This is a genomic window from Myxococcus virescens (genome assembly GCF_900101905.1).
GTDB lineage: Bacteria > Myxococcota > Myxococcia > Myxococcales > Myxococcaceae > Myxococcus > Myxococcus virescens.
Genome location: NZ_FNAJ01000012.1, coordinates 1 through 13,669 on the forward strand (window position 1 = coordinate 1; position 13,669 = coordinate 13,669).

A 13,669-nucleotide genomic window follows, 5' to 3' on the forward strand; every position below is an offset into this window, starting at 1 on the left:
GCAAGTCTCTCGTCTCCCTGCGCATGAAGCGCCCCGGCGCCCGCTGGAAGGAGGCGTCCGGCCAGCACATCCTGGACTTGCGCGCCCTGGTGCTCTCCGAACGGTGGGACGCAGCCATGCACCTCACGCTTGCACCGCAGAGGGCCGAGGTGCGGCGCGCAGCTTGATCAGGATGGGAGCCACACCCTGCTCAACAGGCAAGATGTGATGGGCCTCGACCCGATAGGGATGGGTCTCCGCCTTGAGCGTGATGGTGCCATCCTTGCGCTGGTCTAGGTACATCTTGCGAACGTTGGTCTCGCCATGACCTCCCTTGGCCCATGGCTCCAGGTTCTTCCCGTGCAGGGTATCCCGTAGCTTTTGGCCCTGGCGCGACACGTTCCCCGTTCCCTTTGGGTTGTACTCCGAGTCGAGGTCCTTCTCGTGTCCCTCGCAGTTGGACCACTTGCACTTCTTCTTGTCCGGGGCCTCTTCCTCGTCGGCCTGCTTCGCGGCAATCCCGGTGGCACCATCGAACTGATTGGGCATGGTGAGCCTCAACCCATGATGTTCTTCTTGTTGTGGAAGAGGGGGGCACCCATGCGACACACGTTCTTGCCTTCGAACTTCACGTCGAAGGAATAGAGCATGAATTCCGCCTCGCCCTTGGTCGAGCCACTCACGACGCCCCCTGCGGAACCGGCTTCGTCGCCCGCGGTGAGGCTGTACTTCGCGCCCTTGACCATTGGCATTTTTCCCTCGACCACGACGGATTTGGGGCCCTTCGCCGTATCGCTGGACTTGCCAATGTTCGGGTAGGGAATGGGGACGGGCCCGGAGGGCGTTGGCGTCTTGCATACGTCGGGGAAGACCGTGTTCATGCCTCCGCTTCCCTGATGCACCACGCCTCGGAAATTGACGAAGACCGAACTTGCCATTGGCGCTGCCCCTATGACGGCATGGGTTCACTGCTCACGAGGGTGGCGGCGCGCGGAGCAGTTTCTGAAGAACACCAAGCAAGGCATGGTCCGGGCAAGTGGCCTCTCTTCAGTCCGAGCGCCGCGAGTCCAACGAGGACCGGGCCAGTCGCCGCCCCGAGGTCTCCGAAGCAATCCGCGGGGTGCTCCATGCGCAGTTCCGGGTGCAGGGCCTCTCGGTTGCGGATGAAGGCCACGCCCCATTCTTTTGCCCCGAAGCTCTCGCCGTTCAAGCTCGCGAACACGGCTCGAACCGGAAGGCCAGAGGCCCCCTCGACCGCGGCGCGGACTGCATCTGCCAGTCCATCGCCCAGGTATGGCTTTTCGCTATACCGATGTCCCTGTTCCTCTCCCAGGCCCGGAGATGACACATAGGCAATGGCCGTGGAGTTCGGGAGGGTTCTCTGCGAGGACAGCAAGAGAAACCCAGCGCCTTCGCCTGGCACGAAGCCATCCAAAACCTCCTCCGCATGAACCCGTCCCTCCTGGTCCAGCATACCGAGCACTCCGGCGTCCACATGGCTGTCGATGCCTCCAACCAGGACCGCGCGCGCCGTACGGGTCTGCAGCAAGGTGAGGGCGGGTGTCTGTGTGTGCAGGGTGTATGTTTTGTATTGGACGCTAATGTTTGGCTCTGCGGGGTAGCGCCATCGGGCGCATGATGGTCATTCCTCCTGCGAGTCGGCAGAGAAGGTGAGCGTCTCGTGGAGGGCCCGCGGCATTGCGGTGTCACGGGCCCCGTCGCGCGTGGCACGACATGCGGCATCAGGGGGATGTTCGCGCGGAGGTGCCGGATGGTGCCGAGCGGGCTGCACGGCACCATCGGCCGGAGTGTCTTCCGTCTGCCTAGAGCGACCGGCTGGCGATTTCCGCCAGCTCCGCGTCTGTCAGCGCCAGGGGATTGGCCTTCATGCTGCTGGCCTCCTTGGCCTTCGCCACCAGCGCGGGCACCTGGGCCTCCGTCAACCCGTAGCGTCCAAGCCCCGGCACGCCCAGCGCCGCGCGAAGTTCGTCCACCCACGTGACGGCGTCCTCGGCCCTTGCATCCACCCGCCCCGTCAGCAGCGCCGCCAACTCCTGCACCCGGGGCAGTGATGGATGCGTTGGCGCACGGGCCCGCAGCGCGCGCAGGTTGACGTCCAGTACCGCGGGCAGCAGCGCCGCGCATACCGCGCCGTGGGGCGCGTCGAACATGCCACCCAGGGGCGCGGCGAAGCCGTGCACCACGCCCAGGCCGGCATTGGCCAGACACAGACCGCCGAAGAGACTGGCCAGGGCCAGGTCCTCGCGGGCGGGCGCATCCGGACCGTCCAGCACCGCGCGCCGCAGCGAGCGGGCCGACCTTCGCAGGCCCTCGCGTGCCAGCGCGTCCGTCAGCGGGTTGGCGCGCGCGGAGAGGAAGGGCTCGATGAGCTGCGACAGCGCATCCATCCCACTGGACGCGAGCACGGCGGCGGGCGCCCCCGTGAGCAGGTCCGGGTCCACCAGCGCCACGCGCGGCAGCATGTGTGGACTGCGCAGGCTGGCCTTCGCCTTCGCGTCCTTCGAGCCCAGCACCGCGTTGCGCGTCACCTCGGAGCCCGTGCCAGCCGTGGTGGGGATGGCCATGAAGGGCAGGGACGGGCGGGTGAGCGGCTGGCCCCGGCCAATGACTTCCAGGTAGTCCAGCGGGTCGCCCCCGTTCGCGGCGAGCGCGGCAATGGCCTTGCCCGCGTCCAGCGCGCTGCCTCCGCCCAGGGCCACCACCACATCACAGCCTGCTTCCGCGACGCGCGCGGTGCCTTCGCGAGCACGCTCCACGGTGGGCTCGCCGTCTACGGAGAAGACAGTCACCCCCAGGCCCAGGCGCTCCAATGCGTCGTGGAGGGGCCGTGCGCGGGAGGGATTCGCGCCGGTGACGAGCAGCACCCGGGAGCCCCCGAGGCCGCGGATGGCCTCCGGCGCTTCGGTCAGGCGGCCCGGGCCGAAGAGGACGCGGGTGGCGGTGGCGAACTCGAACGAGGAAGAAGCGCTCACGTCCGTCACCACCCGGCGTCTTCAGGGAAGCGGTTGACGAACTTCCGGCTGGTGCGGGGCTCCGCCATCATCGGCGCCACGGTGTCGCGCCAGGTGAGGTAGTGCGCCGTCTCCTTGTGCGCGGCGGGGGCCTGCGGCGTCCGGTACGCCTCCACCAGCACGAAGCGCGTGGGGTCCTCGGCGTCCTGCAGGACGTCGAAGCGGGCAATGCCAGGCTCCTTCACGCTTTCTCGCGCATTGGCGAGCGTGGCCTGGTGGAAGGCGTCCACGTGCTCCTGCTTGACGTGGACCTGGACGTGAACGACGAGGAGACTGTGGGACATGCCCCGGAAACTACTCCGGGCCGGGGCCGCGTGGGGACGCGACCTCCGGCCCGGGTGGGGGCAGGCGTGTTGGCTGCCCGTCAGTCCCTACGGGGCCTTGAGGACCGCCGTCGGGCTGATGACGTCTTCCAGCTTGCGGGCCATGGTCCACCCGTCGTGGTAGACGATGCCCACGGGGCTGATGGTGTCATTCCGGTACAGGCCGACCTTCAGGTAGTTGAGCTGACCCTTGTACTGCGTGGCGATGTAGCGCTTGGGCAGCACCACCTTGCCGTCCAGGTACAGCTCCACGAAGCCCACCTTGGAGTCCGGCGACCACTTCACGTGGAAGATGAAGTCCAGCCAGCGGCCGCGAACCAGCGGCGTGCGCCAGACGATGGTGCCCGGGTTGCCGCCGATGTTGAGGCGAATCTCCTCGCCGTAGACGTAGAACTCCACCGGAGGCGAACCGGAGTCGCCCTCGTGGTGCCACTGGGTGAAGAGCTGCCACGTCTTCGCGCTGGGGAAGCTCGAGTCGAACATGGTGCTGAAGCGGTAGTAGTACTCGGAGCCCGTGGCCTCGCGCGTCATGCGCACCAGCTCGTTGCGGTTGCCGCTGGAGTTGATGGGGTCGTCGCCCTTGCGCACGGTGGCCTTGAGGGCGTAGCGGCCCTGCCGCGCGGGCGAGCTCACCACCGCCAGCCGGTCCGCGCTCACCATCTGCGTGTGGCTCCACTGGGAGCGGCTGTTGGTCTCGAAGTCACCGACCCACACCACGCTGGCGCCGGTGCCCGGGGGCGGCTGCTCCGGCGTGGGATCCGGGTTGGGGGTGGGGTCGGTGGGCGTCGACGTCGTGGACGAGCAGGCACGCGCCTCGGCGATGCTGGCCCATTCATTGACGTTGTTGCTCAGGAAGGTGACGCGAACCCGGCGCGTGTTGACGGCCTTGAAGCTGTACGTCTCCGCGGCGGCCGTGGTGCCGCTGCTCTTACCCGAATAGACCTGTGTATAGGTATAGCCATCCGGTGAGACAGAGACGAAGAACTCATTCGTGCGGGTATTGCCCTGGTGCCACGCGACGGAGACACCGGCGACCTGCTGGATGGAGCCCAGGTCATAGTCAACCCAAGAGCCCCGGCCGCTCCGGCTCCAGCGCGTGCCCAGGTTGTCGTCCATGGTATTGGCTGGGACGTTCCCGTCGTGGCCGTTGGAAATCACCGACCGGGCCGTCAGCGCGGTGCAACCGGGGGTGGTCAACGCCGCGGCGCTGACCGCGGAGTTGCCGAGGGCGTCGAATTCGATGGGGGACGCACCGGCTTCAGATGAAACATCATCTTCAGGGGCGCCGCAGCCCGTGCTGCTCATACCGAGCAGCGTTCCAACCAGCAGGAGGGTCTTCTTCATTGGGGGGCTCTCTGGGAACTAAAGACAGACGAGGGGGAGTCCGCGCCGTGGGGGGACGGGCGGGGGGGTGCTTGGCTTTGCTAGGTGGGCTTCTCCAAGGTCACGGCGGGTCGCTGCCGTGTCGAGCTCTCAACGAGCATCCGTCAAAAGTATTTCGTATTCAACACGCGATTTCGCGCCTGCTTGCTCTCCAGGCGCCAGCCGGGGCGTACCTTGTTTCTGTTTCATTCGGCGTGATTGGAATTGTCTGTCATTGTGCGATGCGGGCACTGGAATCGCGCTGGGCGTGAGACTTTCGATGCACTGCGGGCCTGGGCGGGCGCCGGAGTGCACTGCGACGCGAGTCGGGGGTGTGCGGTGGGGAGCGAACAGTCCCACACCCCTGGCGGTCGGAGGCGCCAGGTGCATGCCGGCGCTACAACACCCCGGGTCGTACCGGCGACGCGAAGGACCGGCGCTCGACTCACACAGCGTCATCCTTCAGGGAGGTGACCATGAACCCGGCTTCGGGCTCGTGCGTTGCGTGTGGGGCGCGTTTCCTGGGAGGCGTACTGGCGTGCCCGCGGAGCGCGGCGGGGGTGCCCCGGGACGCGCCGGTCCGCCGATGGGCGCCAGGGTTGTGTCACCCGCCGCTGGTGGGCCGTGTCGCGGTGCTGAAGCGGCTGATGGGGCTGGCGGAGGATGTCCGGCGCGGGTTGGGACGGGCGGTGTGGTTGATGGGGGAGGCGGGGATGGGCAAGACGCGCATCAAGGACGCCTTCGTGGAGTCCCTGGCCTCGGATGGCTTCGAAGTCTGGGAAGGCAGTGGCCTGGCGCTGCCGGGCGCACCGGCGGGCATCTTCCGGGAGCTGCTGGACGCCACGCGGGCGCTCAGCCCGCCCGCCGGGACGGGCCGCGTGTCCAGCGCGGACGCGGAGCGAATCCAGCGCTTCCTGGAAGGCCGCGAGCGCCAGGGCATTCCGGCGAGCCTCGCCTCCGAGCGCACCGCCCTCTTCGACTCCCTGTGCCACGCGCTGATGCCCCACCGCCGTCCGCGCCTGCTGGTGCTGGAGGACTGGCAGCATGGGGACGCGCTCAGTCATGCGCTGGTGGAGGAGCTGGTGTCGCGGCTGTCACACACGCCGCTGCTGTTGCTGGCGCTCCAGCGCCCCAGTGGCACGGCGCCGGCGCCTCTCACGGCGGAAGTCCTGACGGTGGGGCGGCTGGGGCCCGCCGAGTCCGCGGCGCTGCTGGAGGGCCGGCTGCGGAACCGGGGGACACTGACGCCCGCGGCCCGGGTGGCGCTGCTGCGCGGCAGTGCCGGACACCCGCTGCACCTGCTGCACGCGGTGACCCTGCACGAGGAGCAGTCCGAGCGGGAGGTCCCACTCACGGGCGAGGCGGTATATGCGGCGCGGCAGGCCTTGCTGCCCCCGGCACAGCGGGAGGTGCTGCGGGCGGCGTCGGTGCTGGGCCCGTCGTTTCCCCGGGCGGTGCTGGTGGCGTTGGCGGGTGGGGTAGGGCCGTTGGCGCTGCTGGAGACGGGGGGCTGGCTGCGCTCCGTCGCGGGAGGCCGGTACACGTGGGCGGTGGAGCCCGCCCCGGGCGTCGACGAGCTGCCGGAGGCGGAGTTGCCCGCGGCACACCGGCGGGCCGCGGAAGCCTATGAGGCCCTCCCGGAGCCGCTGCGTCAACGCGCCTGTATGGAGTTGACGCGGCAATGGCTGTCAGCGGAGGAATCCTCCCGGGCACTGCCTTATCTGGTATCACTGGCAGGCTGGAACCTGGCGGCATTGGAGCCGGGGCCCGCCATGGCTGTGTATCGCTTCGCGCTGGGATTGGCGAACGCGCTCAAGCCAGACGCCGCGCGGGAGTGGCAGCGGAGGCTCTGGGAATACATGGGCGACGCGCACCGGCTTGCGGGCGAGCCCGCGGAAGCGGACGCCGCATGGCATACGGCGCGGAAGCTGGATGATGAGGGGTTGGCGTCTCCCGCGGGGGACCGGGCCCGGCGTCTGTTCAAGCGGGCGTCGGTGGTGCTCGCGCTCGGCAGGTATGAGGAGGTGCTGGGGCTCGACAGGGAGGGGCGCCGGGATTGTCTGTCCGCGGCGCCGCTGTTGTCGGTGTCGCTGGACGCGCTGTCCGCGTTGGCGCTGTCCGCGCTAGGGCGGTTCGAGGAGGCGCGCGCGAGGATTGTCCTGGCCCGCGAGCAGTTGCAGCAGGCGGTCCGCGAAGACGGCCCCGCGTGGGCGGGCGTGGAGGCGCTGCTCCACCGGGCCATGGGCAGCGTGCAGCTCGGGCTGGGATTCCCGGAGGCCGCGGCGTCCGAATTCGCTCAGGTCCTGCGCTGGAGCGAGCGCGCGGGGGATACGTGGGAGCACTCCACCGCGCTGCTGAACCTGGGCGATGCGTATTCGCGGGCAGGTGACAGGGAGCGCGCGGCGCACTTCTTCCAGCTCGCGCTCGAGCTGGACTCCCGCACGGGAGACCGCCGGGGCATGGCCTACACGCACCATGGCCTGGCGCTGCTGCATACGCGCGCGGGCGCGCCCGAGCTGGCGAAAGAGGACGCACTGCGAGGACTCCAGTTGGCGTCCATGCTGGAGGATCGGCGCCTCCAGTCGTTGCTCCGGTGCGTGCTGGGGCGGGCCCAGTTGCAACTGGGCGAGTTGGATGAAGCCGGACGTCAGCTCCAGCTCGCGGCGAGAGATGCGTCCGCCGCGGGAGCCCGCCTGGAGCTGCTTCAGGCGGAGGCGTGCCTGCGGGTGCTGGAGGCGCGGCGCTGAGCGTCAGGGGCCCATGGGGCCGCGAAGATGCACATTCGCCATGCGCTGCACTCCTCGCTACCCCAGGGCGGCGAGGCGTGAAATTGTTCATGTGTGATCGAAATCGGGACCATCAAGGCATTCGAGCGGCACCTCTCGGCGGGCGTCGGGTTCGCCAACGTCATCATCCAAGGGCTGGATCTACGGCGGTACACCCAGGAACTGGCCTCCGCCAAGCTCGTGGGCGCCGTCTTCCTGGGCTGTGAGCTGGAGAAGGATGCGCTGAAGGCCACCGTGGAGCATGGGGCCATGGTGTTCCCGCCCATCTCCGGCGTGCCCTATCAACCCTACCGTGGCGCGCTGTACACGCCGGAGGAGCTGTACGCGGGCTTCGACCCGGCTCAGCCGGAGTCCTACGCGGACACGCCGGATGCGCGCATCTACGCGCACTGGGCGGCGAACGGGCGCGGCAGTCCTCCCGCGCTGCTGGAGACGCTGGCGCAGCGGCTCCACGACCACTCGGTCACGGAGGCCATGCAAGGATTGCTGTACCGGTCCGGGGGCGTGCGCAAGGTGGTGGCCATCATGGGCGGCCACTCCATGAAGCGCGGCCAGTCGGACTATCGCGCGGTGGCCTCCCTGGCGCGCGAGCTGGCACGCCGTGGCTTCTTCATGGTCAGCGGCGGTGGCCCAGGCGCCATGGAGGCCACGCACGTGGGCGTGTGGTTCGCGCGGCGCACGGAGGCGGAGCTGGACGCGGGACTGGCCCTGCTTGCGCAGGCGCCCAGCTACACGGACCGCGAGTGGCTCTCGCGCGCCTTCGACGTTCGCCGGGCATTTCCCCTGGGCAAGGACGACCTGCCGTACTGCGCCAGCCTGGGCATCCCCACGTGGCACTACGGGCATGAACCGCCCAACCCCTTCGCGACGCACATCGCGAAGTACTTCGCCAACAGCGTGCGGGAAGACGGCCTGCTGACCATCGCCAAGGGCGGCATCATCTACTCGCCCGGCAGCGCGGGCACCATCCAGGAAGTGTTCCAGGACGCGTGCCAGAACCACTACAACTCGGTGGGCGTCATCAGCCCCATGATCTTCCTGGGCACCGAGTTCTGGACGCGCACCCGGCCCGTGTACCCGCTGGTGCACCAGCTCGCGCAGGGCTACGACTATGCGCGCTACCTCATGCTCACGGATTCGCAGGAGGAGGTCGTCCGGGCGCTGGAGGCGTTCGACCGCGAGGCGCATCCGTTCCTCTGACCGCCCGCTGCTTCGCCGGGAATCTCCGACTCCCCCGCCTTCCAACGGGCAGGCTCGGGGGCAGGGGCCCGGCGAATCCGCCTGGACGCGGTCGCCCCACTGCGTTGTCGCTGTTCGACACAGCCGGGGCGGCGTATCCTCGCCTCGGGAAGGAGTGCTCGGATGCGGCCCCGGGCCGTCTTCTTCGACTTGGATGACACGCTGATTGACCGCGCGGGCGCCTTCACGCGCTACGTGGACACCCTCGTCTCCCGTTACCTGTCGTTGCTCTCCGAGGCTCGGCGTGCCGAAGCCGTGCTCTGGATGCACGAGGTGGATGGGCGTGGCGGCGCGTCCCGGAGCGCGTTCTGCCAGCAGGTGACGAAGGCGTTCCCATGCCTGGGCCTCACGCCAGACGCGCTCTGGGAGGACATGGCGTCGCGCCTGCCTCTGCTCGTCGAGGAGGACGCGGGCGTCTGTGATTGGGTGGCCTCCGTGGCCCGCAGCCGGCCGGTGGCGGTGGTGTCCAATGGTTCGGCGCGGGTGCAGCGCACGAAGCTGGCCCGCGCGGGGCTCGCGAAGGTCCTGCCGGATGTCTTCCTCTCCGGCGAGGTGGGCGCTTCGAAGCCGGATGCCCGCATCTTCGAGGCCGCGCTGGCCCACGTCGGACGTTCGCCGGAAGAGGTACTGCACGTGGGCGACGACCCGGAGCGGGACGTCGTGGGCGCCGCGCGGCTGGGGATGGCTACTTGCTGGGTGTCTCATGGCCGGCCGTGGCCCTCCGCGCTGCCTCCGCCCATGTTCACGGTGGAGTGCATCCCTTCGCGCATCGACGACATCGCCGGAGTGCTCACGCGATGGACATGAACGCGGTGGTCGGCACGCACGACCTGCTCTTCATCACCCTGGATACCCTGCGCTACGACGTCGCCGAGGCGCTCGCGGCCCAGGGGCGCACGCCGAACCTCTCCGCGCTGTTGCCCGGAGGCCGGTGGGAGCAGCGTCACTCTCCCGCGAGCTTCACGTACGCGGCGCACCACGCCTTCTTCGCGGGCTTCCTGCCCACGCCCGCGACGCCGGGGCTGCATCCCCGGTTGTTCTCGATGCGCTTCGAGGGCAGCGAGACGACGGCCTCGGGCACCTGCGTGCTGGACGCGCCGGACCTCGTCACCGGGCTGGCGGGCCGCGGGTACCACACCATCTGCATTGGCGGCGTGGGCTTCTTCAACAAGCGTAATCCGCTGGGCAACGTGCTCCCCGGGCTCTTCGCGGAGAGCCACTGGAGCCCCGAGCTGGGCGTGACGGACCCTCGGTCCACCGAGCACCAGGTGGCGCTGGCCGTCCAGCGGCTGGAGGCGCTGCCGCGTGAGCAGCGCGTCTTCCTCTTCATCAACGTGTCGGCGCTGCACCAGCCGAACCGGCACTATGTGCCCGGCGCCAGCCAGGACTCGCGCGAGTCGCACGCCGCGGCATTGGCGTACGTGGACTCGCAGCTCCCTCCGTTGTTCGCCGCCTTGCGGCGCCGGGGCCCCGCCTTCTGCATCGTCTGCTCGGACCATGGCACCACCTACGGCGAGGACGGCTTCACCGGCCATCGCCTGGCCCACCCCGTGGTGTGGACGGTGCCCTACGCTGAATTCCTGCTACCTCGAGAAACCGCACCATGACGCGTCTGGAGCAGATGCTCGAAGGGTCGCCCTATGTGGCGTACCTCTACGGCTACCCGCACAAGACGGCCTACCGGCCCTTCACGCCCGCGCTCCCGTTGGAGTCCGTCTGGGCGGAGGAGCGGCGCGACGCGCTGTTCCTCTACATCCACGTGCCCTTCTGCGAGATGCGCTGCGGCTTCTGCAACCTCTTCACCGCCGCCGGGCCGAAGCAGGACGTGGTGGACGGGTACCTGGGCGCGCTGGTGCGCGAGACGAAGCGGGTGAAGGAGGCGCTGGGGACGGCGAGCTTCGCCCGGGCCGCCATTGGCGGCGGCACGCCGACGCTGCTGGACGTGGCGGGGTTGAACACCGTGTTCGACATGGCCGAGGGCGTCATGGGCGCGGACATGAAGAACATCCCCGTGTCCGTGGAGGTGTCGCCGGAGACGGTGGACGCGCAGAAGCTCCAGGTGCTGCGCTCGCGCGGCACGGACCGGGTGAGCATGGGCATCCAGAGCTTCATCGAGGCGGAGGTGGCCGCGGTGAAACGGCCCCAGAAGACAGCGCAGGTGGAGGCCGCACTGGACCTCATTCGCACCACCGGCTTCCCCACGCTGAACCTGGACCTCATCTACGGCATGGAGGGGCAGACGGAGGAGAGCTTCCTCTACTCGCTGCGCACGGCGCTTCGTTACTCGCCGGAGGAGATTTATCTCTACCCGCTCTACGTCCGGCCGCTGACTTTCCTGGGCAAGAAGGCGCGGGCGTGGGACGACCTGCGCCTCTCGCTGTATCGCGTGGGCCGCGATTTCCTCCTGTCGGAGGGCTACACGCAGGTCTCCATGCGGATGTTCCGTGCTCGCCATGCGCCGGACGCGGGCGGTCCGGTGTATCGCTGCCAGGAGGACGGCATGGTGGGGTTGGGCTGCGGGGCGCGCTCGTACACGGGGCAGGTGCATTACTCGTCTGAGTACGCGGTGGGTTCTCGCGAGGTGCGCTCCATCATCTCGTCGTACAGCGAGCGGACCGAGGCGTCGTTCGGCGAGGTGGGCTACGGCTTCCGCCTGGACTCCGCGGAGCGGCGGCGCCGTTACATGCTGCTGTCGCTGTTGGCCGACGGCGTAGACCTCGCCGTGTACCGGCAGCGCTTCTGCACCGACGCGCTGGAGGACTTCCCGGAGCTGGAGGAGTTGGAGGCGCACGGACTGGCGCGGAAGCACGGTGGCGTGGTGCAGCTCACCGCGGCGGGCGTGGAGCGCTCCGACCTGATTGGCCCCTGGCTGCACTCCGAGCAGGTGCAGGCGATGATGAAGGAGTACGCCTGGCGATGAAGCTCACCGTGCTCTATCGGGGCCCGCTGTCCAGCTGCAACTACGGCTGCGAGTACTGCCCCTTCGGCAAGTGGAAGCACACCGAGGAGGAGCTGGCCAAGGACCGCGCGGACCTGGAGCGCTTTGTCGCGTGGGTGGAGGCGCGCACGCAGGACACGGTGTCGGTGTTCTTCACGCCGTGGGGCGAGGCGCTCATCTGGCCCTGGTATCAAGAGGCGCTGGCCCGCCTGTCACATCTGCCGCATGTGGGGCGACTGGCCATCCAGACGAACCTGTCCTGCAATCTGGACTGGGTGGCCCAGGCGCGCGCGGACAAGCTGGGCATCTGGGCCACGTACCACCCGGAGTGGACCCGGCGGCACCGCTTCGTGGCTCAGTGCGCGAAGCTGACCGAGCTGGGCGTGCGGCACAGCGTGGGCGTGGTGGGGTTCCTCCGCTTCACGGACGAGGCGGAGGCCCTGCGTGCAGAGCTTCCCGCGGACACCTACCTGTGGATCAACGCGGTGAAGGACGGGCAGGAGGAGCCGTACACAGCGGAAGACGTGGCGCGCTTCACGCGGTTGGACCCGCTCTTTCCGGTGAACAACACGCGTCACCCGAGCCTGGGCCGCGCGTGCCGGGGCGGGGAGTCCGTCATCTCCGTGGACGGCGAGGGCACGGCGCGGCGGTGCCACTTCATTGACGAGCCGATTGGCAACATCTACGCGCCGGACTTCGACTCCGCTCTGAGACCCCGGCCCTGCGCGAAGCAGACCTGTGGGTGTCATATCGGGTACGTGCATCTGGAGTACCTGGAGCTGGACCGGGTCTTCGGCTCCGGCATCCTGGAGCGCGTCCCGGCCACGCCCCTGTGGAAGTAACTGGAGCGATTCCCGGCAGCGTGATGTGTGTCCATCACGGGAGCTGACGCAGGGCTTCTTGAATCTCCCACTCGTAGACGGTGAGCCCGTCACGGCGGAGGTTGGGGAGCAAATCGCCGAATGCGTTGGCCTCCAGCACCCGGTGCCCGGCGAAGTGCTCCTCGTACATGAGGTCGATGCCCACGTGGAGGCAGTCATGGCTGCGGGCCACCGTGCGGCAGCTCTCCATGGCATCCGCGAGCTCGTTCCGTGGCACCGCGGCGTGGAAGTCGTCCAAGTCGCCCCGCCAGCCGCCCAGGTGCAGGTTGGTGATGGGCCGCATGCTCTGCCGCACCACCGTGAAGGCTGGCTCGCCTCGGACCATCAACACCCGGCAGTCGAAGTAATCGCCGCCCAGCCGTGCCTTGGGAATCGAGCGCTCCACCTGTGAGCCCTCGCCCAGCAGATACGTGAGGATTTCATCCACCTGCTTTGGGGCCTCGACGCGGCGGACCTTCAGCGAGTTGTACCAGCCCGTCTTCGCCACTTCGATGGTGGTGGTCAGCGTGTCCGCCGAGCGCCCCCGCCGGTAGATGGCGAGGCACGACGCGGAGGAGCCACACGACACCTTCACGAACACCTCGCGGCAGTCCTCCTCCCGCATCCGTTCGCGGAGTGATTCCACGTCCGTGACACCGTCCAGCGGCTCGGGAACCGGCACGCCCAGGGCGGCGTAGCGGCGGGAGGTGATGCGCTTGTCGAAGAGGTCCGCGATAGCGGAGGGCTTCTGGAGGATGCGCCAGCGGGGATGCGCCGCGAAGATGGACTCCAGCTCCGCCAGGACTCGCAAGAACCCCAGGTGGTGCTGCCGGGGGCTGAGAATGCGGCCTCGGTCCACGGGCAGGCGGTCCACCTGCTCCGGCGTCAGGACGGAGCAGCCCTGGCCCACGGCGTCCGCGTAGCCCCGCTTGAGCAGGGCCTTCTCCACGTCCCAGTTCTCGCCCGTGGAGTCGATGCGGACGAACGCCTCCGAGTCCGGCAGGTCCGCCAGGAGCCCCGGCGACGCCAGCAGCTCACGCCAGGGGACGACGTGCGCCGGGGGAAGCCCCTGTCTGGCGAGGGCGTCCTGGAACAGCGTGACGCGCCGGTTCTCCGGGTTGCCGACGAGGATGAACGGAGGCGCGCCCAT

Annotated in this window: 12 protein-coding genes and 1 pseudogene; 7 read left to right on the forward strand and 6 right to left on the reverse strand. The window is 68.9% G+C overall.

Features of this window, described 5'->3' with window-relative positions; genetic code table 11:
• A pseudogene (locus BLU09_RS38385) lies at positions 1-167 on the forward strand (ISKra4-like element ISMfu2 family transposase); the annotation flags it as partial.
• Here BLU09_RS38385 and BLU09_RS27535 read toward each other — a convergent pair.
• From BLU09_RS27535 to BLU09_RS27560, 5 genes are all read right to left on the reverse strand, one after another.
• Positions 124-528, reverse strand: a complete 405-nt coding sequence (locus BLU09_RS27535; RefSeq protein WP_090492684.1) for a hypothetical protein — start codon at positions 526-528, stop codon at positions 124-126. The pseudogene BLU09_RS38385 and the gene BLU09_RS27535 sit on opposite strands and share 44 nt — an antisense overlap.
• A gap of 8 nt (positions 529-536) precedes the next feature.
• Entirely contained in the window at positions 537-860 is a 324-nt protein-coding gene (locus BLU09_RS27540) for a DUF4150 domain-containing protein (protein WP_279627373.1), read from the reverse strand.
• A 942-nt stretch (positions 861-1,802) separates the two neighbouring features.
• Positions 1,803-2,984 (reverse strand): iron-containing alcohol dehydrogenase, encoded by a 1,182-nt coding sequence (locus BLU09_RS27550; protein WP_090492689.1) that lies wholly within the window; start codon positions 2,982-2,984, stop codon positions 1,803-1,805.
• The gene (locus BLU09_RS27555; RefSeq protein WP_090492690.1) at positions 2,978-3,295 is read right to left on the reverse strand and encodes an antibiotic biosynthesis monooxygenase; all 318 of its coding nucleotides are present in this window, start codon (positions 3,293-3,295) and stop codon (positions 2,978-2,980) included. Before BLU09_RS27555 ends, BLU09_RS27550 begins: the two co-directional genes overlap by 7 nt.
• 87 nt (positions 3,296-3,382) lie before the next feature.
• Complete coding sequence (locus BLU09_RS27560) at positions 3,383-4,678, reverse strand: heparin lyase I family protein (RefSeq protein ID WP_090492691.1); 1,296 nt, start codon at positions 4,676-4,678, stop codon at positions 3,383-3,385.
• A 494-nt stretch (positions 4,679-5,172) separates the two neighbouring features.
• Between BLU09_RS27560 and BLU09_RS27565 the strand changes: the two genes are divergently transcribed.
• From BLU09_RS27565 to BLU09_RS27590, 6 genes are all read left to right on the forward strand, one after another.
• On the forward strand, positions 5,173-7,443 hold the full coding sequence (locus tag BLU09_RS27565) for an ATP-binding protein (protein WP_244172069.1): 2,271 nt from the start codon (positions 5,173-5,175) through the stop codon (positions 7,441-7,443).
• A gap of 93 nt (positions 7,444-7,536) precedes the next feature.
• Positions 7,537-8,682 (forward strand): LOG family protein, encoded by a 1,146-nt coding sequence (locus BLU09_RS27570; RefSeq protein WP_090492695.1) that lies wholly within the window; start codon positions 7,537-7,539, stop codon positions 8,680-8,682.
• A 162-nt stretch (positions 8,683-8,844) separates the two neighbouring features.
• Positions 8,845-9,528, forward strand: coding sequence for an HAD family hydrolase (locus BLU09_RS27575; protein WP_090492697.1), 684 nt, complete (start codon positions 8,845-8,847; stop codon positions 9,526-9,528).
• Positions 9,519-10,328 carry an STM4013/SEN3800 family hydrolase gene (locus tag BLU09_RS27580; protein ID WP_186817842.1) on the forward strand — a complete coding sequence of 270 codons (810 nt, stop codon included), beginning with the start codon at positions 9,519-9,521 and terminating at the stop codon, positions 10,326-10,328. Before BLU09_RS27575 ends, BLU09_RS27580 begins: the two co-directional genes overlap by 10 nt.
• Positions 10,325-11,641 carry an STM4012 family radical SAM protein gene (locus BLU09_RS27585; RefSeq protein ID WP_090492701.1) on the forward strand — a complete coding sequence of 439 codons (1,317 nt, stop codon included), beginning with the start codon at positions 10,325-10,327 and terminating at the stop codon, positions 11,639-11,641. Before BLU09_RS27580 ends, BLU09_RS27585 begins: the two co-directional genes overlap by 4 nt.
• On the forward strand, positions 11,638-12,501 hold the full coding sequence (locus tag BLU09_RS27590) for an STM4011 family radical SAM protein (RefSeq protein WP_090492704.1): 864 nt from the start codon (positions 11,638-11,640) through the stop codon (positions 12,499-12,501). Before BLU09_RS27585 ends, BLU09_RS27590 begins: the two co-directional genes overlap by 4 nt.
• A 34-nt stretch (positions 12,502-12,535) precedes the next feature.
• Here BLU09_RS27590 and BLU09_RS27595 read toward each other — a convergent pair whose 3' ends face one another.
• Positions 12,536-13,669: an STM4014 family protein gene (locus BLU09_RS27595; protein WP_090492706.1), complete on the reverse strand. Its 1,134-nt coding sequence runs from the start codon at positions 13,667-13,669 to the stop codon at positions 12,536-12,538.

Excerpts from the sequence above, each read along its gene's own strand:
- BLU09_RS27535 (WP_090492684.1), bottom strand. The coding sequence starts at position 528 with ATGCCCAATCAGTTCGATGGTGCCACCGGGATTGCCGCGAAGCAGGCC.
- BLU09_RS27540 (WP_279627373.1), bottom strand. The coding sequence starts at position 860 with ATGAACACGGTCTTCCCCGACGTATGCAAGACGCCAACGCCCTCCGGG.
- BLU09_RS27555 (WP_090492690.1), bottom strand. The coding sequence starts at position 3,295 with ATGTCCCACAGTCTCCTCGTCGTTCACGTCCAGGTCCACGTCAAGCAG.
- BLU09_RS27560 (WP_090492691.1), bottom strand. The coding sequence starts at position 4,678 with ATGAAGAAGACCCTCCTGCTGGTTGGAACGCTGCTCGGTATGAGCAGC.
- BLU09_RS27565 (WP_244172069.1), top strand. The coding sequence starts at position 5,173 with ATGAACCCGGCTTCGGGCTCGTGCGTTGCGTGTGGGGCGCGTTTCCTG.
- BLU09_RS27575 (WP_090492697.1), top strand. The coding sequence starts at position 8,845 with ATGCGGCCCCGGGCCGTCTTCTTCGACTTGGATGACACGCTGATTGAC.
- BLU09_RS27580 (WP_186817842.1), top strand. The coding sequence starts at position 9,519 with ATGGACATGAACGCGGTGGTCGGCACGCACGACCTGCTCTTCATCACC.
- BLU09_RS27585 (WP_090492701.1), top strand. The coding sequence starts at position 10,325 with ATGACGCGTCTGGAGCAGATGCTCGAAGGGTCGCCCTATGTGGCGTAC.
- BLU09_RS27590 (WP_090492704.1), top strand. The coding sequence starts at position 11,638 with ATGAAGCTCACCGTGCTCTATCGGGGCCCGCTGTCCAGCTGCAACTAC.
- BLU09_RS27595 (WP_090492706.1), bottom strand. The coding sequence starts at position 13,669 with ATGGGCGCGCCTCCGTTCATCCTCGTCGGCAACCCGGAGAACCGGCGC.